This window comes from Dactylosporangium roseum, assembly GCF_025264685.1.
GTDB classification, from domain to species: domain Bacteria; phylum Actinomycetota; class Actinomycetes; order Mycobacteriales; family Micromonosporaceae; genus Dactylosporangium; species Dactylosporangium roseum.
Genome location: NZ_CP073721.1, coordinates 7,018,272 through 7,036,318 on the forward strand (window position 1 = coordinate 7,018,272; position 18,047 = coordinate 7,036,318).

The 18,047-nt window shown below is 70.7% G+C and carries 21 protein-coding genes and 1 pseudogene; 12 read left to right on the plus strand and 10 right to left on the minus strand.

What is annotated here, in order from left to right; translation table 11 throughout:
• Positions 1–72 precede the first annotated feature (72 nt).
• Entirely contained in the window at positions 73–450 is a 378-nt protein-coding gene (locus Drose_RS32905; RefSeq protein ID WP_260725149.1) for an STAS domain-containing protein, read from the plus strand.
• Between the two features lie 923 nt (positions 451–1,373).
• Here Drose_RS32905 and ctaD read toward each other — a convergent pair.
• Positions 1,374–3,110, minus strand: coding sequence for an aa3-type cytochrome oxidase subunit I (gene ctaD / locus Drose_RS32910; protein ID WP_260725150.1), 1,737 nt, complete (start codon positions 3,108–3,110; stop codon positions 1,374–1,376).
• 140 nt (positions 3,111–3,250) lie between these two features.
• Positions 3,251–3,586, minus strand: coding sequence for a hypothetical protein (locus Drose_RS32915; protein WP_260725151.1), 336 nt, complete (start codon positions 3,584–3,586; stop codon positions 3,251–3,253).
• 44 nt (positions 3,587–3,630) lie between these two features.
• On the opposite strand from Drose_RS32915, the gene Drose_RS32920 reads away from it, so the two are divergent.
• Together Drose_RS32920 and Drose_RS32925 are read left to right on the plus strand one after the other, a co-directional pair.
• Positions 3,631–3,843 (plus strand): hypothetical protein, encoded by a 213-nt coding sequence (locus Drose_RS32920; protein WP_260725152.1) that lies wholly within the window; start codon positions 3,631–3,633, stop codon positions 3,841–3,843.
• Positions 3,840–4,697 carry an NADP-dependent oxidoreductase gene (locus Drose_RS32925; protein ID WP_260725153.1) on the plus strand — a complete coding sequence of 286 codons (858 nt, stop codon included), beginning with the start codon at positions 3,840–3,842 and terminating at the stop codon, positions 4,695–4,697. Before Drose_RS32920 ends, Drose_RS32925 begins: the two co-directional genes overlap by 4 nt.
• Positions 4,698–5,183: 486 nt before the next feature.
• Here Drose_RS32925 and Drose_RS32930 read toward each other — a convergent pair whose 3' ends face one another.
• On the minus strand, positions 5,184–5,390 hold the full coding sequence (locus Drose_RS32930; protein WP_343871078.1) for an RNA-binding S4 domain-containing protein: 207 nt from the start codon (positions 5,388–5,390) through the stop codon (positions 5,184–5,186).
• Positions 5,387–5,782 (minus strand): ankyrin repeat domain-containing protein, encoded by a 396-nt coding sequence (locus Drose_RS32935; protein ID WP_260725154.1) that lies wholly within the window; start codon positions 5,780–5,782, stop codon positions 5,387–5,389. Before Drose_RS32935 ends, Drose_RS32930 begins: the two co-directional genes overlap by 4 nt.
• A 98-nt stretch (positions 5,783–5,880) precedes the next feature.
• On the opposite strand from Drose_RS32935, the gene Drose_RS32940 reads away from it, so the two are divergent.
• The 4 genes from Drose_RS32940 to Drose_RS32955 all read left to right on the plus strand — a co-directional run bounded on the left by Drose_RS32940 (position 5,881) and on the right by Drose_RS32955 (position 8,838).
• Positions 5,881–6,423, plus strand: coding sequence for a hypothetical protein (locus Drose_RS32940; RefSeq protein WP_260725155.1), 543 nt, complete (start codon positions 5,881–5,883; stop codon positions 6,421–6,423).
• Between the two features lie 370 nt (positions 6,424–6,793).
• Complete coding sequence (locus Drose_RS32945) at positions 6,794–7,606, plus strand: M20/M25/M40 family metallo-hydrolase (RefSeq protein WP_260725156.1); 813 nt, start codon at positions 6,794–6,796, stop codon at positions 7,604–7,606.
• Between the two features lie 214 nt (positions 7,607–7,820).
• On the plus strand, positions 7,821–8,483 hold the full coding sequence (locus Drose_RS32950; protein WP_260725157.1) for a phosphotransferase: 663 nt from the start codon (positions 7,821–7,823) through the stop codon (positions 8,481–8,483).
• 130 nt (positions 8,484–8,613) lie between these two features.
• A complete protein-coding gene (locus Drose_RS32955) occupies positions 8,614–8,838 on the plus strand; it encodes a hypothetical protein (RefSeq protein WP_260725158.1) in 225 nt (74 codons plus the stop codon).
• 3 nt (positions 8,839–8,841) lie between these two features.
• Here the strand turns inward: Drose_RS32955 and Drose_RS32960 are convergent, their stop codons facing one another.
• The 4 genes from Drose_RS32960 to Drose_RS32975 form a co-directional block, all read right to left on the minus strand.
• Positions 8,842–9,501, minus strand: coding sequence for an MOSC domain-containing protein (locus tag Drose_RS32960; protein WP_260725159.1), 660 nt, complete (start codon positions 9,499–9,501; stop codon positions 8,842–8,844).
• A gap of 21 nt (positions 9,502–9,522) precedes the next feature.
• Positions 9,523–10,299: a hypothetical protein gene (locus tag Drose_RS32965; protein WP_260725160.1), complete on the minus strand. Its 777-nt coding sequence runs from the start codon at positions 10,297–10,299 to the stop codon at positions 9,523–9,525.
• Positions 10,300–10,423: 124 nt separating this feature from the next.
• Positions 10,424–11,191 carry a hypothetical protein gene (locus Drose_RS32970; RefSeq protein WP_260725161.1) on the minus strand — a complete coding sequence of 256 codons (768 nt, stop codon included), beginning with the start codon at positions 11,189–11,191 and terminating at the stop codon, positions 10,424–10,426.
• Between the two features lie 48 nt (positions 11,192–11,239).
• Entirely contained in the window at positions 11,240–11,557 is a 318-nt protein-coding gene (locus Drose_RS32975; RefSeq protein WP_260725162.1) for a hypothetical protein, read from the minus strand.
• A gap of 103 nt (positions 11,558–11,660) precedes the next feature.
• Between Drose_RS32975 and Drose_RS32980 the strand changes: the two genes are divergently transcribed.
• A complete protein-coding gene (locus Drose_RS32980) occupies positions 11,661–12,296 on the plus strand; it encodes a thymidine kinase (protein WP_260725163.1) in 636 nt (211 codons plus the stop codon).
• A gap of 212 nt (positions 12,297–12,508) precedes the next feature.
• Here the strand turns inward: Drose_RS32980 and Drose_RS32985 are convergent.
• Together Drose_RS32985 and Drose_RS32990 are read right to left on the minus strand one after the other, a co-directional pair.
• Positions 12,509–13,453 (minus strand): annotated as a pseudogene (locus Drose_RS32985) (glycosyltransferase 87 family protein); the annotation flags it as partial.
• Positions 13,454–13,701: 248 nt separating this feature from the next.
• Positions 13,702–15,930: a putative bifunctional diguanylate cyclase/phosphodiesterase gene (locus tag Drose_RS32990; protein ID WP_260725164.1), complete on the minus strand. Its 2,229-nt coding sequence runs from the start codon at positions 15,928–15,930 to the stop codon at positions 13,702–13,704.
• A 104-nt stretch (positions 15,931–16,034) separates the two neighbouring features.
• Between Drose_RS32990 and Drose_RS32995 the strand changes: the two genes are divergently transcribed.
• The 4 genes from Drose_RS32995 to Drose_RS33010 all read left to right on the plus strand — a co-directional run bounded on the left by Drose_RS32995 (position 16,035) and on the right by Drose_RS33010 (position 17,712).
• The gene (locus Drose_RS32995; protein ID WP_259859533.1) at positions 16,035–16,328 is read left to right on the plus strand and encodes a metal-sensitive transcriptional regulator; all 294 of its coding nucleotides are present in this window, start codon (positions 16,035–16,037) and stop codon (positions 16,326–16,328) included.
• Positions 16,329–16,332: 4 nt separating this feature from the next.
• Positions 16,333–16,821, plus strand: a complete 489-nt coding sequence (locus Drose_RS33000; RefSeq protein ID WP_260725165.1) for a cysteine peptidase family C39 domain-containing protein — start codon at positions 16,333–16,335, stop codon at positions 16,819–16,821.
• 376 nt (positions 16,822–17,197) lie between these two features.
• The gene (locus Drose_RS33005) at positions 17,198–17,455 is read left to right on the plus strand and encodes a type II toxin-antitoxin system Phd/YefM family antitoxin (protein ID WP_260725166.1); all 258 of its coding nucleotides are present in this window, start codon (positions 17,198–17,200) and stop codon (positions 17,453–17,455) included.
• Positions 17,452–17,712, plus strand: coding sequence for a Txe/YoeB family addiction module toxin (locus tag Drose_RS33010; protein WP_260725167.1), 261 nt, complete (start codon positions 17,452–17,454; stop codon positions 17,710–17,712). Before Drose_RS33005 ends, Drose_RS33010 begins: the two co-directional genes overlap by 4 nt.
• The last annotated feature ends 335 nt before the right edge of the window (positions 17,713–18,047 follow it).

Below are 18,047 nucleotides of genomic sequence, written 5' to 3' on the forward strand. Positions count from 1 at the left end.
GCAAGATTTCGCTACGCTTGCGGGACCTCGAAGGGTCGTCCATGGTGGACGGCTCAGCACCAGGAGGGTCACGTGAAGTTGTCGATCGAGACTCGCCCTTCGGATCAGCGCGAGGCATTGCTGACACTGAGTGGCGAAATCGACTATGAGACCGCTCAGGAGCTCCGTAACGCAGTGAGCTCAGTGCTCGACGGAAGTATCGACCTGCTCGTCATCGATCTTGCGAAGGTCACCTTCCTCGACTCCACCGGGATCGGCACCCTTGTCGTAGCCAAGCGCATCTGTCACAGCATGGGCGTCAAGCTCGACATCCGCCGCCCCAACCCGTTCATCGCACGTCTGTTCGCCGTGGTGGGTGTCAGCGACATCCTCGGCGTGCCGATCCCACCCGGCACCGTCTCGGGCCGGTTGCCCCAGCCTCGCGAACGCGGAGTGACCCAGCCCGCCTGACGCATAGATCACTCTTCATCCGTTCCACCTTTCGGGTTCATGGCATCGACGCATTTGAGTGGCTCTTGCGGTTCGCTCTTGGGAGCGCCTCCACCTGCACTCGGAGGCGCTCCCAAGAGCATCGGGACACCGCCGCGCCGGACCGCAGGCCTTGGCCGACACACGGCCCCAGCCTCGTGACCACACCCCGGCCCGTGTCGCCTCCCCGTCGCGCCACCCGCCCACATGGCTGGCCGGCTGACCCACGTGACACGTCCAGCCCCGCCAGGCACCTCTTACGCCTCGGCTGGCAGCGCTCCGCCGCGGCCTTAACAGATCGGAGTTTTCTGCGGGGTTCCAGGCCGTCATAGCTCCGCGATCATGAATCAACCCGAGGCGCATCCGGCCAATCCGGGCATCTCGACGCGTTGTGGTTGACACCGATTCGGGTTCATGGTCTGGACGTCTTCGCACTGCCAGACGGCAAGGCCGCGAAGTTCAGCCCAACGGCCCCGGTCAACCCTGCCAAGACCGACAATTCGGGCGCCGAGCTCGTGAGATGTCGCCGCCGAGGCGTGCCGCCGTCGCGCCTGCGGCGCAACCCGCCGCCGCGCCGCTCGACCTCATGATCATGGGAAAGATATGGCTATCGGGGTAGCCACATCTTTCCCATGATCTGTCATGGAGTCGCCCGGCCCGGAACCCGCCATCCCGGGTCCGGCGGCGAGCATGAGCGAGAGACACCACCCGCACGACTGTGCGTCACCGTCCGGTAGCGCAACACCGGGGTCGACAGGCGACCGCTCAGCCGGCGCCGGGCCACGCCGACGCGGGCGCGGCACCCGGGGAGCCGGGACGGTGGCCCGGGAGACGGTGCGGCACGTCGAACGCCCCCGGGCCTGGTCTCCAGGCCCGGGGGCGTTCGACGTGCCGCACAGGCGGCGCTAGCGCTGTTCCCTGTAGGTCGCGCCGCCGTCGGCCTCGTGGGTCAGCGGGCGGGCGCCGCCCGGAGGCGGGGCGTCCAGCGAGTGGCCGGGAGCGTGTGCCGGGTAGCGGGCGTCGAAGGCCGGGCGCTCCGAGCGGATGCGCGGCATGCTGTCGAAGTTGCGCAGCGGGGGCGGGCAGGAGGTCGCCCACTCCAGGGACATGCCGTGGCCCCACGGGTCGTTGACCTCGACCACGCGGCCCGCCTTGTACGACTTCCAGACGTTCCACAGGAACGGCAGGGTCGAGATGCCGGTGATGAACGAGCCGATCGTCGAGATCATGTTCAGCGCGGCGAAGCCGTCGGTGTCCAGGTAGTCGGCGTACCGGCGGGGCATGCCCTGGGTGCCGAGCCAGTGCTGGACGAGGAATGTGGTGTGGAAGCCGATCGTGGTGAGCCAGAAGTGAATCTTGCCGAGGCGCTCGTCGAGCATCCGGCCGGTCATCTTCGGGAACCAGAAGTAGATGCCGGCGTACACCGCGAACACGATCGTGCCGAAGAGCACGTAGTGGAAGTGAGCCACCACGAAATACGTGTCCGAAACGTGGAAGTCGATCGGCGGGCTGGCGAGCAGCACGCCCGAGAGGCCGCCGAAGAGGAAGGTCACCAGGAAGCCGATGGCGAAGAGCATCGGCGTCTCGAAGGTGATCTGGCCGCGCCACATGGTGCCGATCCAGTTGAAGAACTTCATGCCGGTCGGCACGGCGATGACGAAACTCAGGAACGAGAAGAACGGCATGAGGACCTGACCGGTCGCGAACATGTGGTGCGCCCACACGCTCATCGACAGGGCGCCGATCGAGATGGTCGCGCCGACGAGGCCCTTGTAGCCGAAGACCGGCTTGCGGCTGAAGACCGGGATGATCTCGGTGATGATGCCGAAGAACGGCAGCGCCACGATGTACACCTCGGGGTGGCCGAAGAACCAGAACAGGTGCTGCCAGAGCATCGCGCCGCCGGTCGAGGCGTCGTAGACGTGCGCACCGAGGCGGCGGTCGGCCTCGAGCGCCAGCAGGGCGGCGGCGAGGATCGGGAAGACCATGATCACCAGGACGCTGGTGACCAGGATGTTCCAGGTGAACATCGGCATCCGGAACATGGTCATGCCCGGGGCGCGCAGCGTCAGGATCGTGGTGATCATGTTGACGGCGCCCAGGATGGTGCCCAGACCGGACAGGACCAGGCCGACGATCCACAGGTCGGCGCCGACGCCGGGCGAGTGGATGATGCTGTTCAGCGGCGCGTAGGCGAACCAACCGAAGTCGGCCGCGCCACCCGGCGTGATGAAACCGATCAGCGTGATCGAGCCGCCGAAGGCGTAGAGCCAGTAGGCGAACGAGTTCAGTCGCGGAAACGAGACGTCCGGCGCGCCGATCTGCAGCGGTGTGATGTAGTTCGCGAACGCGAACACGATCGGCGTCGCGAAGAACAGCAGCATGATCGTGCCGTGCATCGTGAAAAGCTGGTTGTACTGCTCGGGCGACAGGAACTGCAGACCCGGCCGGGCCAGCTCGGCGCGCATCAGCAGCGCCATGAACCCGCCGATCATGAAGAACACGAACGACGTGGTGAGGTACATCAAGCCGATCTGCTTGGCGTCCGTGGTCCGCAACAGCCGAGCGAACGCCGAGCCCTTGACCGGCTTGTGCACCGGCCAAGGCCTGGTGACGATCGGCTTTGGCGCAACGGTGGTCACGAAAGGCCTCCTGAGGCTGTTGAACAAGCTGGCGAGCCAGCTCCGCGAGGTGCCCGCCCGATCACCTGCGCGATCATCACGTCACCTCGGAGGCAGAATAGTCTGCCCTCCCGGGGGCGAATGCGCTGGGGGCGTGCGGTCTAGCGTGTCGGGGCCGGCGCGCCGCCTTCGGCGCCCAGCGAGAACGAGATGGCGCCGGCCGCGATCGCTGCCAGGACCAACAGGACGATGCCCCAGAAGATCAGCCGGTCTGCCGGCGCCGGGCTCTTGACCGCATCGATGAGCCTGGCGCGGACGGGGGCCGCGGCGGGGGGTACCGCGGGCACCTCGGCGGTGGTCGACTCCGAGTCGACGGGCGCGTGTCCCGCCGGAGCCGGCGTCGACGTGGACAGCGCGCGCATCACGATGAGGGTGGCGCCGGCGAGCACCAGGAGCACGCCGAGCACCGCCACGAGGACGGAAATCCAGTCACGCATCACAGCAGGCTAGGAGATTCACACAGGTCACACCAGAGTCTCTGGTGGCCTCGTTCGTCCAGCCGCCGCTCACGACGGTCAAGCGGCCGGCCGAGGAGATCGGCGCCGCCGCGGCGGGCCGGTTCCCCGGCACCCGGTTCGCCGCCGCCGGACCCGGCCGGAGCGCCCTCCTACCCGGGATCACCCACCTGACCTCGATCGGCATGGCCATATCCGCCTGCACGCGGGTACCCGCGACGCTAGACATGGAGGCATGAAGGCCATCACGCTGACCGAGCACGGCGATGCCGGCGGAGAGTCCCTCCAGAGTTTTTCCCTCCAAGACCTGCCCGACCCGCAGATCGGCCCCGACCAGATCCTCGTCGACGTGCGGGCGGCCGGCGTCAACCCCGCGGACCCGCGTCTCAGCGGCGGCGAGATCCCGGGCTGGGACGTCGCCGGCGTGGTGGTCGCCACCGGGCCGCAGGTTCAGAACTTCGTCGTCGGTGACGAGGTCTACGCCTGCGCACAGAGCACCTACGCCGAGCGGGCCGCGGTGGCCGAGCGGGACGCCGCGCACAAGCCCGCCGCGCTGAGTTTCGTGGAAGCGGCGGCGGTACCGCTGGCCGCGCTCACCGCACTCCAGGCGCTGCGCGCCGCCGGTACCGGGGAGGGTGACGTGGTGCTCGTGCACGGTGCCGCCGGCGGCGTCGGGCACTTCGCGGTGCAGATCGCACGGGCGCTCGGCGCGGAACGGGTACTCGGCACCGCGCCGGACACCGACCACGAGTTTCTACGCGAGTTGGGCGCCGAGCCGGTCGAGACCCCCGCCGAGCCGGTCGACGTGGCACTCGACCTGCGCGGTGGCGCGGCGACGGAGCAGGCCTTGCAGCAGGTGAAGGACCCGGCGCGGGCGGTGTCGACCGTGGAGGGGCAGCGGATCACGGACGGCGGCGGCCGGTTCGTCGCGCCGGAGCCCGACGCCGACGGCCTGCGCTGGCTGGCCGACCTGGCCGACAAGGGCCGGCTACGGGTCAACCTGCACCGTGAGCTGCCGCTCGCCGAGGCGGCCGACGCGCACCGCCTGGTCGAGTCGGGCCACGTGCGCGGCAAGGTGGTCCTGACTCCCTGACCCCGCTCCCCCGGTCCGGCCGCTGTGCCGGAGCGGGGACACCGAGGCTGGTCGAACGGCCCCTCCCGGGTGGTGATCCGGCGGCAGGTGTCGTAGCCGGCGAGCGGCGCCCGGGACGGGGTCGCGACCGTGACGATCACCCTCCGAGCTCGACGCGGGCACCAACACGATCGAGGCCGGGAACACCCCCGGCAGGCGGTGTCCCGACCTCGACCGCATCACCGTTGCCCCCCGCTGACCACCCCAGCTCGGCAACGTGTTGTGGCGCAAAGCCTTTGGCGTGACCGTGCGCCGGTGGACCATCCAGGGAGGCTTCCGGCTTCCGGCGCCGGTCACACTGCAAGAATGACGGCCGGACCTGGGTCGCACCCGCAATCGGGCTGGGAACTTCCTGAGTAACGGGCACGACGCTCACCCGCATGGCCCTCTTCGATCTTCCGCTCGACAGGCTCCGGGCGTACCGTTCCGTCGCCAACGCCCTGCCGGCTAGCGCACTCTGAGGGTCTCGCCCAGCAGCCGCACGACGTCGCCGCGGCGCAACTGCCGCCCGCGGCGCGTCTCCACCTCGCCGTTGACGGTGACCTCGCCCTCGAGGATGACTTCCTTGCTCTCCCCGCCGGACTCCAGGACGTTCGCCAGCTTGAGGAACTGCCCGAGCCGGATCATGTCGCCGCGGATCTCGATCTCCTTCACTTCCCGCGCTCCAGGAGTTCGACCATCCGCGGCAGGTTAAAGAACCGGGCCGTCTCGACCGCCGAGGGACCGCCGGCGTGCGGATCGGCACCCGCGGCGAGCAGTGTGCCGACCGAGTCGGGCGACTGGCGGAACACCGCCGCGCCCAGGGCGGTCTGGCCGCGATCGTTGGCACGGTCGACCTCGGCGCCCCGCTCGACCAGCGCGGCCACCGTGTCCGGGTGGTTGTGGTAGGCCGCCAGCATCAGCAGCGTGTCGCCCTTGTCGTTGGTCAGGTCGACCGGCAGGCCGGCGTCGACGTTGGCGGTCAGCTCACCGGTCGCACCCGACCTGGCCAGGTCGAACATCCGGTGCGCGAAGTCGATCACGTCCTGATCGAGCGGTTCACTCACACTGCCAGCGTAGCTGTCGGGCAGTTGACGCCCGTGCCGCCGAACCTTCTGCCGCGGCCGCCCGTGTCATTGGGCACAGCTATGACAAGGAGACGAGAATGCGGAAGTACGTCATGACCGTCGCGGCGGCCGCGGCCGTCGCACTGTCGCTGACCGCCTGCGGCGCGATCGACCTGACCGACCGGGACACCACCGAGCCCGCCGCGTCCGCCGGAGCCTCGGCCGCGCCGTCGGCTTCCACCGGCAAGTCCGCCGACACCGCCGGCGTCAAGGTCGCCGACACCGCGACGCTCGGGAAGGTGGTGACCGACTGGAAGGGCTGGACGCTGTACCGCTTCGAGAAGGACACCCCGAAACCGTCGAAGTCGGTCTGCGAGGGTGAGTGCCTGGTGAAGTGGCCGGCCGTCCCGTACGTGCAGGACATGAAGATCGAGGGCGTCGACCCGAAGCTCATCGGCAAGCTCACCCGCGGCGACGGCACGCAGCAGCTCACGATCGACGGCTGGGCCGCGTACCGGTTCGCCGCCGACGCCAAGCCGGGCGACATCAAGGGTCAAGGTGTGGGCGGGGTCTGGTTCGCCTTCACGCCCGAGGGCAAGAAGGCCCAGGCCGTCGCGGGCACCACCGGCGGCGGATACTGACGTCCCTGATCGCGGCGCCGGCTCCCACCCCCTCGGGAGCCGGCGCCGCCGCGGTCGTGGAGATCTCGTGACGAGGAGCGCGGGGCGGCGAAGCCGTCGGCGCCGAAAAACCGTTGCGGCCGATCTGGGGCGCTGGCTAGGTTGGTCGTACACGGGAAAGGAGGTGGTCCAAAGTTGTGTAGCAATGGGACTCGTGAGGTGGCTGTCCGCTAGTCGCCGTCCTCTGGACTCGCTTCGCGCGACCGCTGGAAGGTGGCGGTCTGGCGAATACGAGACAGTTACCCAGCCCCCGAGGCTTTCCCGGTGTTCGTCCAACCGGGCCTGCGCGTCAGTGTGGGAACCTCGGGGGCTGTTCCATATTCTGACCCCCATGATCTCGGCCGATCGGCTCCGTGCTCACATCGTCGCGCTGACCGCACACGGGCCGCGCTGCGGCGACCTGCCCGGCGTGCCGGCCGCCCTGCGGTACATCACCGATCAGCTCTCCGCACTGGGTCTGGCCGTCAGCGTCGAGCGGTACGGCGGCGAGCTGCACGAGATCAACCTCATCGCCGAGATCCAGGGCGGCACCTCCGACGACGCCGTGGAGCTCTGCGCGCACTGGGACTCGGTGCAGGACAGCCCGGGCGCCGACGACAACGCGAGCGGGGTCGCCGGGGTGATCGAGGCGGCGCAGGCGTTGCGGGACATGGAGCTGCCCGCCCGGACGATCCGGTTCTGTTTCTTCGGCGGCGAGGAGGTCGACTTCGGTGGCAGCGCGGCCCACGTGGAGCGGATCACGCAGCGGACCGAGTCGATCGTGTTCGAGATGATCGCCTGCACGGCGGAGGCCCAGCGGTACCCGGAGCAGTTCCTCGAGCTGATCGAGCCGCGCGAGCGTGGGGACTTCGTCGCGCTGATCGGCGAACCGGACTCGATGCACCTGGTCCAGGAGTTCGCGATGCACGCCGAGGTACCGGTCTTCCCGTTCATCGTGCCCGTCGTCGCACGCGATCTGGTGATGCGCAGCGACCACGTGCCCTACTGGGAGTCGGGCCGCCGTTCGCTGCTGGTGACCGACACCGCCGACTACCGCAACCCGCACTACCACCGCCCGACGGACACCGTCGACACGCTCGACCTGGAGTTCGCGGCCGGGGTCGTCGCCGCGGCGGTCCGGACCGTCACCACCCTCGCCCAGTAGCGAGTGCTGGTGACGCCACTCGCCAGGCGAGCATGCCCTGATCCGGCGGACGCCCGGGAGGCCCGGCCCGGCGTCCGGCCGCCGGCGCCTCCGGACCTGTTGTCAAGGACACACCCGCGAGGCAGCTCGCCGACGCGGTCCAGCGGTTCGTCTCGCCGACGAGAGCGGTTGCTCGTAGGTCGCCGGGATTTCGATCGAGACGTACAGTCTCGGCATGACCGCACATCTCGCCAGCGGCCGCGACGCGGATGTCTACGCGCTCGACGAGCGGCGGGTCCTGCGGCGCTACCGCAGGGGAGGAGACGTCACGTCCGAGGCGGCCGTCATGCGTTACGTCTCGGACCACGGTTATCCGGTGCCCCGGGTCTACGAGGCCGACGGCGCCGATCTCATCCTGGAGCGGCTCGACGGCCCCACCATGCTCCAGGCCCTCGGCGACGGCACCATGCACCTGCGCGACGGCGGTGTGGTGCTGGCCGACCTGCTGGACCGGCTGCACCGGATCCGGGTGCGGTCGGCCACCGACCCCGGCACCCGCATCCTGCACCTCGACCTGCACCCGGAAAACGTCGTGATGACCGAGGGCGGCCCGGTGGTCATCGACTGGCGCAACAGCATCGAGGGCCCGCCGGAGCTCGACGTGGCGATGACGGCCATCATCGTCGCCCAGGTGGCGGTCAATCCGGACCATTCCTTCACCGATCGCGCCGAGGAGTTCCTCGACGTCCTGCTCTCCTGCACGCGTGACAATCCGCTGTCGCAACTGGAGGCGGCCGTCCGGCGCCGCGCCACAGAGCCGCACCTCACCGAGGACGAACTGGCCCACATCCATGAGGCGAAGCTCCTGGTGACGACCATCGCCCGGGCACACCACTGACCGGGGCCGCACGTCGCGGCGGCACGGGCCACCGGCTCCGAGCACCACGGCCGCCCGCCGTCTCGGCGCATGCCCTAATAACCCGATCGGGGCGGCGTCGCGCTCATGGTGCTCGGCCACGCTTTGCCCCATGGAAGAACTTTTTGTTCGCCAGGTGGACATCGGGGTCGCCGACATGGACATCGCCGTCGACGACCAGTTGACCACCACCCGCGTCGTGATCGAGCGCGCCACCGCCACGGACCGGCGCGGCGGCGCCGACCGGGAGCTCCTGCTCGTCTACGGCGCGGCTGAGACCAGGGCCGTGGCCGAGGCCCTGCGTCGCGCGTCGGAGCTTGCGCTGGAGGACTCCTGACAATTATCCAGACGTCCTGAGCCGGGCCCGGACCTTCTCCTTGGACCGCTCCGGCAGTTCCGCCGCGGCGAGGAGCCGCGGCAGGAGCCCGGACTCGATGGTGAGCGCGCGGAACGCCTCCCCGATCGTCACGTCGTGCGCGGGGCTGTGGATCACGCGGACCTCGTCGCCGGCCCGGATCCGGCCGGGGTGGACGACCCGCAGGTACGCGCCGGACGCCCCACGTGCCGTGAACCGCTTGACCCAGGCCGGCTCCTCCAGCCAGCCGGCGAACGTGCGGCACGGGATGCGCGGCGCGGACACCTCCAGGACGACGTCGTCGCCGATGCGCCAGCGCTCGCCGATCAGCGCGCCGGTCACGTCGAGGCCCGATGTGGTCAGGTTCTCCCCGAAGATCCCGCCGGCCAGCTCCCGGCCCAGCTCACCGGCCCACCAGTCGAGATCCTCGCGCGCGTAGGCGTAGACCGCCTGGTCCGGCCCGCCGTGGTGGGCGAGGTCACAGACCGTGTCGCCGGCCACGCCGGTGGCGGCGCTGCCGCGCGGCCCGGGCATGGAGATCTCGACCGGCCCGGCGACGGGGCGCTTGTCGATGCTGGTCACCGGCACGCTGGAGTGGCCGGTGGGCGCGGGGGTGCCGACATTCACGGAGAGCAGGTAGGCCACGGGTGCACCGTAGCCCCGCTGTCACGCCGTCGTAAGGGCCAGGTCGGCGCCGGCGCGGATGCCGGGCCCGCCGATCGTGGTCAGCGCGCCGCCCGGGTCGGCGTGCATGACGCGGGCGCTGGCGAGGTACCGAATGCTCAGATCCTCCGTGAAGTGGCGCCCGTTGAGCAGGCCGGCCGCGGCCATCACGGTGCCGACGTCGAGGCCCCAGAAGCGGTGCCCCTGGTGGCCGTCGCGGTAGTGCACCGCCACGTCGCCGGTCAGGTAGGCGTCGTAGACCACCCGCACGCCGAGCTTCATCCGCAGCCCGACAAGCTCGTCGCCGGGTCCGCCGGAGGGCAGGTCGACGGCGCACGACTCGATGCTGCCGACGCCCCATTCGTGCTGGTAGTCGAGCATCCCGCCGACGGGGAGTTCGATGCGGTACCGCACGGGCACGGTCGGGCTGACCCCGGCCGCCGGCGACCACACGTGGGACGCCGTGCAGGTCAGCCGGGTCGGCTCGGCGGCCAGCGCCAGGCTCACCGGCTCGGAGCCGACACCGGTGACGGATGCGCTCGCGACCCGCAGCGTGGTCGTGACCGGGGTCCAGTCGTGCGACTGGTGCAGAAACCCGTCGAGCTGGGCCAGGTCGGGCGCCCGCCCGAGGCAGGCGGCGACGGCCTCGGCGAGCGCACCCTCGTCGAGCCCGAACAGCGCCCGCTCGTCGCCGGTGACCGGATGCTCGTCCGCGCCGGACGCGTTGACGCTGGATGAGCTGTAGCACAGCCCCGCGATGATCGACAGCTCCACGCCCATGATCTGCCCCCGACCCGACGCTACGTTACGGTCACGTGACGTACTCTCCCACCCGTATCGCAGGCAGCGCCCGCGAACGCCGAAACCGCTCCGATCTTGCAGCGATGCCCGGCCGCGGCCGGGGTCAGCGGGCCGGTGCCGTCCGGAAGGACGCCGACGCCGAGTGCTCGGGGCGGGTCGCGTTGCGCAGCCGCAGCGCCGCGTCGAAGGCTTCGTCATCGAGGCTGCGCTTGGCGGCGGCGGCAAGGTCGGCGGCCTTCGCGGCCTGCCGCTCCATCTCCGACGCCTCCTGGTACGCCTGGAATTTCCGGTCCCGGATGACGCGGCGCAGCATCAGCTCCTGCGCGAACGGATGAGCCGCCGGGTCCCAGCCGTTGCGGTGCATGAGCGCGTCGGCGAGCTCGAAGGCCGAGATCTCGCCCCGCTGATGCGCCGCGTTGACCAACCGCACCAGGTTTTGCCGCCGGATCGCCGGATCATCCTCGACCAGCGGGAACGCGTTGGCCCTGCGGAGCCGTCGCACGGCCGCCTCGGCCTCCTCGTAGGCCCGCCAGGCCGCGTCCTGGGTCCGCTGCGCGCCCTCCCACTCGGCGCGGCGCCGCTCGGCCATGACGTTGGCCCGCTCGGCGGCGACGGCGATCTCGGCGGAATACCGCTCCAGCTCCTTGATCGCCGCGGCGCTGCGCTCCGCCTTGGCCTGGCGCTCCTTGGCGACCTCCGGATCCTTGATCGCCTTCCGGACGCGGGCCCACCACGACGGGCCGGTCTTCTCGCCGCGCCGCGACAGGAGGGACAGGACGAGGAACGTGATGACCACCGCGGCGAGCAGTGCCAGCCAGATGGCCAGCGCCTCGCGCATTCCCTGGGCGAACTCCTGTGCGGCAGCTTCCATGGCAGCACCTTCGAGGGGTCGGACGGCGAACTGAGGGGGACTCGTCGCTTACACCGAGGTGCGAGGTGGTGCGCGGCCGGCGGCGGCGCCCACCTGGGGGTCGCCGGACGGCCACTGCGGCACCGGAACCGGCACCGGCACGGCCGCCGCGTCCGGCGGCTCGCCGGAGGGCTCCACGACCGCCGGTTCTTCCACAGTGGACTGCCGACTGAACGCGATGGACACCTCGGCGACCGGCGCCGATGTCGACTCCACTGTGGACGGCAGGGCCGGGCTGAAGCCGGCGCCCAGGGCGAGGGCGCAGATCGTCAGCGCGATTCGTCGCACGCCACGCCGCAGACGGCTGGCTGGCGCAACGACGGGCATGACTCAAACATGCCCCCTCACCGCGAAGGTCGCAACCCGGAACGGCCGTGGGTGAGATGTCACACGGCTGAACGGCGCCGGTCGAGCAGGTAGCGTGTCGCCCGTGGACCTGACCGTCATCCTCGGACCGATGAAGAGCGGCAAGTCGCTCGAATTGGTGAGCCTGCTGTCCCCGTTGCAATACACGGCGACACGGCACCGGGTGTTCCAGAGTGCCCGGCACGTGCGCGACGCGGGGGTCGTCTCGCGCAGCGGCGCCGCCCTCACGACAGTGAAGGCGGCGTCACTCGCCTGCGCGCTCGACGAGGAGCTCGACGTCATCGGCATCGACGAGGTCCACATGTTCGCGCTCTCCGACATCGACGTGGTGCGTGCGCTGCTGCGGCGCGGCACCCGCGTCGTCGCGGCCGGCATCGACCTCGACCACCGCGGCGAGCTGTTCGCCCCGGTGCGGGCTCTGCTGGAGCTCGGACCGGCGACCGTCACCTACCGGCGCGCCGTGTGCGACCGCTGCCGGGGGTTCAGCGCGGTGTATACGCAGGTGCTCGAGCACGGCGAGCCGATGCTGCGCGAGCTGGCCCCGTCGACCGCGCTGCCGGACGACGGCACCTACACCTACGAGGCCCGCTGCCGCTCCTGTGTCGTGCTGCCGGGCGACAGCGCCGCGGCCCCGCCGCCGAGCCTGGAGCGCGACCGCAACACCGCGACCGTCACCACGGCGGCGAGCGCGAGGCCGTAGCCGAGCCGCTGGGCGAGCAGCGCGGTGATGCCGAGGTCGGCGGCGTAGAGGACCAGCGACCCGGCGACCGCGACCCCCAGCCACTCGACCCGGCCTCCGGCGGCGGCCAGCAGGACGAGCAGCGTGGCGTACCACGGGTAGCCGGGCGCGGTCACCAGCAGCGCACTGCCGACCATCACGGTGGCGGCGGCCCACGGGCGATCGGGATCGGTGGTGCGCAGCACCCACAGGGCGACGGCCGCCAGGACGGCGACGGCGACCGGGGCGGCCCAGGCGTCCGGGAGGACGGTCGTCAGCAGCGCGAACCGGCCGCCGCCCGCGTAGCCCTCCTCCTGGAGGTAGCCGGGGAGGTAGCCGAGGACCTTCGGGCCGACCAGGGCGACGTGCGGCGCGTACACCACCGTCACCGCGGCCAGTGCGCTGATCCCGACCGCGACGGGCCGCCGGCGGGCCAGTGCCGGCGCCACCAGCACCGGACTGAACTTGGTCGCGATCGCCAGCCCGAGCACCGCTCCCCCGCCCCGGGCCCGGCCGCGGGCGACGAGCAGGATCGCCGTCGCGGTCAGCAGGACGGCGAGGAACTCGACGTGGGCGTTGTTGGCCGCCTCCACCGCGACGGCCGGGCACCAGGCCCAGGCGGCGGCGAACCGCCTGGGCAGGCCGGGTGCGAACAGCAGCAGTACCGTGCTGGCGAGCGCGCACAGCGCGGCGGCCAACTGCATCGGCCCGGTGCGGCTCCCCGGCGGCGACAGCCAGTGCACGACGGTGAAATACGCCTCGGCGACCGGCGGGTAGATCGTGGGGACGTCGGGCCGGTTGATGTGGGTGCACCCGGCCGGCACGCACCACCGCCCGTCGGGCGCCCACAGGAAGTCCGGGTCGCGGTGCTCACGCAGCCGCGGTGACGAGGGCGGGTGCCGGTAGGGGTCGGTGCCCGACGCCTGGATGCGCCCGTCCCACACGTAGCGGTACATGTCGTCGCTGCTGCGCGGCGGCGCGAACCCGGCCGCGAGCTGCAGCGCGACCGCCCCGCCGAGCACGAGCGGCACGACCCGCGCCTTGGGCAGGGTCCAGACCGCGACGGCGAACGCGACCCAGGCGATGCCGAGCAGGACGGGCGCCCGGGCGGGGAAGGTGGAGCCGTCGGGCGGATGCATGGCGGCGCCGACGCACCCGACGACGACGCTGAGCGCCAGGACCGCTCTGACCACGCCTCGACGCTATGCGCCACCCCCGGTGCCCGCTCCTTACAATCCACAAACCCTCCGCCCACCCCCCACCCCCTCCGCCTCCGCCGCGTTGATCTTGCACTTATGGTGCCGCGGCACTCCATGAATGTCCGGGTTTGTCGCCACCACAACTGCAAGATCAACGCGGCGGAGGCGGGGGCGGGAGGGGTGGGGGGTCATGCCGCGGTGGACTGGAGCGCGAACTGGGGGGTCGCGACCGGTCGGCCGAAGTGGTAGCCCTGCGCGTAGCGGTAGCCCAGGCGGTAGAGCTCCCGCGCCTGCTCGGCCGTCTCCACGCCCTCGGCGATGGCCTCCAGGTTCAGCCCGTCGCTGACGTTGATCAGCGCGGCGGCGATCACCGAGTGGCGGCCGGCCATGGTGATGTCATCGACGAAGGACTTGTCGACCTTCAGGATGTCGACCGGGCACGTCTGCAGCAGGCCCAGCGACGAGTGGCCCGTCCCGAAGTCGTCCAGCGCGATTCGCACCCCGAGGGCGTGCACCGCGTCGAGGGCCTCGATCGCCCGGCCGCCGCCGAAGACCGCGGTCTCGGTGACCTCGATCGCGAGGCGGTCGGCCGGGAGGCCGGTCGCCGCCAGTACCGCCGCGACCACCTCGGCGAAGTCGGGCTCGGCCAACTGCCGGGCCGACACGTTCACGCTGACCTTGCCGGGGGCCTCCGTGCCCAGGGTGGCGATCCAGGTGGCCGCCTGTGAGCACGCCTCCAGCAGGATCCACGCGCCCAGCTCGACGATCTGGCCGTTGCGCTCGGCGACGGGGATGAAATCGGCCGGGCTCATGAACCCCAGCCGCGGGTGATGCCAGCGGATCAGGGCCTCGACGCCGGCGATCTCGCCGTGCGGAAGGGCGACGATCGGCTGGTACACGAGCTGGAACTGGCCCTGGTCGAGCGCCTCGCGAAGCTGCGCGCCGAGCTGGGCGACCTCCGCGGCACGCTCGTCCAGCTCCGGGCGGAAGCGCTCCTGGCGGCTGCCGCCCTCCTTCGCCGCGTACATCGCCACGTCGGCGCGGCGCAGGATCTCGAACGGGTCGCGGGTGCCCTCGGCGTCGGCGACACCGATGCTGGCCTGGACGAGCAGGTGGTGCTCGCCCGCGAAGACGGGCTCCTCGAGCGCGGCGGCGAGCTCGGCCACCAGCGCGTCGGCGGCCACCTGGCCGGTGTCGGGCATGAGGACGGCGAACTCGTCGCCGCCCAGCCGGGCGACCACGTCGCCGGGGCGCAGGACCCCGCCGAGCCGCTTGCCGACTGCGGCGAGGAGCTGGTTACCGACGGCATGGCCGAGGCCGTCGTTGATGCGCTTGAAGTCATCGAGGTCGATGAAGGCGACCTGCGGTCGGCCGCGGAGCTCGAGCTCGTCGCGGATCAGCTCCTCGAGCAGCCGCCGGTTGGGCAGGCCGGTGAGGTCGTCGCGCATGGCCAGCTCACTGAGCTGCTCGGTCTGGGACTGGACCTTGCCCACCAGATCGGACATCCGGACCACGACCAGCACGAAGAGGACCACGGCGACGACGCCGATGGGGAGCCAGTCGAGGGCGTCGACCCCGGCGAGCCCCTGCCCGAGCAGCAGGACCGGGGCGACGAGGGAGCTCACCGCCAGTACCGTCAGACGCCCCTTCGACAGCCCCGCCTCGAGCTGCTCGACCGGATCGGCCAGGTGGCGCGCCGACGGGTGCACCGCGGCGGCGCCGACGCACAGGCCGGCCAGCAGCCAGCCGACCTGGAGCAGGGCACCCGGGTCGGGAGCGCTGCCGGAGACCACGGAGGTGGTGGCGTCGGTGGCGACCATGAGCGTGACGCCCGCGGCGAGCAGCCGGAAGCTCGGCGTCCGGGCGGCGCGGCCGACGAGCAGCCGGGCGAGCAGCACCATCAGCAGGACGTTGACGGCGGGGTAGGCCAGGACGAACATCCGCTGCACCGGCGAGGTGCCCGTCGCCTCGACGACCGGCCGCATCACGAACACCCAGAACAGCAGGCCGGCGCCGGCACCGGTGATGCAGGCGTCGATCAGGCCGCCCCGGTCCCGGCCCTGCGCCCGCAACAGCAGCCACAGCCCCACCGCGACCACCGGGTGCGCGCCGAGGAAAAACGCGTCGGCGACGAGCGGGAACCCGGTGTGGTGCAGCAGCCGGGTCTCGACGCCGTACGTCACGCCGCCGAGGAACCACACGAGCAGGGCGCCGGCGAGCCAGTACCACAGCGCGGGCCGGTCGGGCCGGTTGCGCCGCACACCGAGCAGCACGAGCAGCACGGTGCCGAGACCGGCGACGCCGTAGGCCAGGTTGGTGAGGTGGTCGCCGCGAGGCAACAGTGGGTAGGCGGCGACGGATACGCCGCTCACCAGCCACCAGACGAGCCAGAGACGCCTGGCCACCCACGTGCTCACGGGTACGTTATCGGCAACTCGCCCCCGCGGGTTGAGTGTTGTCGCCGCCCATCAGTCGTTTCATACCCCCAGGGGGTTTCGGCCGGACGGGTATGCTGGTTGCCATGACGACGGCCACGCCGCGCGGGTACACCGCCACCAAGGACCAGCTCCAGAGCCGCCTGCGCCGCATCGAGGGCCAGGTGCGCGGCGTGGAGAAGATGGTCGACGAGGATCGCTACTGCATCGACGTGCTGACCCAGATCAGCGCCATCCAGGCCGCGCTCGACAAGGTGGCGCTCGGCCTGCTCGATGACCACGCCCGGCACTGTATGCACCACGGGGCACAGGACGGCAAGGGCGAGGAGATGGCGACCGAGATGATGGCCGCCGTCGGCAGGCTGCTCAGACGCGGCTGACGACGTGGAACTGCAGGGTGTGCGCCAGACGGACGGATTCACCTGCGGTCCCACCGTCGCCATGGTCGCCTCGGCCAACCTCGACCCCTCCTACGCCGCCACGATCGGCGACCCGGCCGCCGAACAGCACCGCATCCACCGCGCCGCCAACCGGATCTGGCCGCGCAAGCTCGGCACGACCCCCTGGGGCGTGGCCGCCGTGATCTCCTCCCACGCCGAGGCGCTCGGCACGCGGTACGGCTGGAAGCTCTTCCGGCAGGATCTGGGCGACGTCGTCGCCGCCGTCGAGAGCGGCTGGCCCGTGCCGCTGCTGGTGGGCCGGATCGTGCCCCGGCACTGGGTGCTGATCGTCGGCCACGCCGACGGGGTGTTCCGGTGCTTCAACCCGTCGTCCGGCCGGATCGTCGACGTGCCGATCGAGGCGCTGCACGGCAAACGGGCACAGGGTGTGGGCTTCCCACGCCCGTATGCTGTGGTGCTGCCGTCGGCGTGAGTTTGTGTCGTACCGCGGTGCCATGATCCCGCGCATGACAGCGCTTCGGTTCGTCCGGCCCCAAGGTCATCGCGCACGTCTGCAACGGCCTGGGCCGTTGGGGCGCGGGCACGCACTGACTGGCATCGGCTCATCAGCGACGTCCACGATCGTAACTGTATGGCTGGCCACCCCAGGGCCACCACGATGCCGGCACAGGGATGCTGAGGCGACACCGTCACCGCAGGCTCAGGTCGCCGCGGCTCCCCGCCATCCCCTCTGACCCACCGGCCCATCCGGCACGGATCTGGCATGGCGCGCCCGAGTGCCACATCTGGTACATGCGACTCCTGGACTGGTACCATATCTGGTACAAGTTGCGGCACGGGGAGGCCACATGACACAGGCGATCAGCGCCAGCGAGGCGCGGAAGAGCTTGTTTCCACTCATCGAGCAGGTCAACAACGACCATACGCCGATCGAGATCGTATCTAAGCGGGGCAACGCGGTCCTGGTCAGCAAGGAAGACTGGGACGCGATTGTCGAAACCAACTACCTGCTGCGCTCCCCCGCCAACGCAAAGCACTTGATGGCAAGCGTCGAGCAGTGGCGCTCGGGGCAGGCGACGGAACGGGACCTGGATTCCGACGCGTGAAGCTCAGTTGGACTGACCTCGCCTGGGACGACTATCTGTACTGGCAGACGCAGGACCGCAAGACGCTCAGGCGCATCAACGCCTTGATCGCAGACATCAAGCGCGATCCAGACGGACCTGGCATCGGTAAACCCGAGCTCCTGAGGAACAATCTGGCCGGCCTACGCTCCCGCCGAATCGACGACGAGCACCGCCTCGTTTACGCCGTCACACCAGACGAAGTAACAATCATCTCCTGCCGCTACCGCTACCAGTGACAAACGCGGAACGCGCTCAGTAGCCGCCCCAATCCTCGACTGCCGAGAAAGCCCCGCGCGATAGGGCCGGAGCGAGTGAAGCGAAGCGAGCGCGAAAAACCCACCCATCGCCAAGGGAAAAGGCGCTCCCGCCTTTGATCAGGGAGCGCCTCCGATGGGTGGAGCCGAGGGGACTCGAACCCCTGACCCCCACGCTGCCAGGACCGGACTCGCAAACGCCGCTGACGTGCGCGCAGGTCAGCGGCATATCGCGTGGCTGGTTCCCCGCGACTCCCCGGTGGGAACCGTGATCCACTTCGGAGTGTGGCACGGATGTGGCACGCCACGCCGCGACA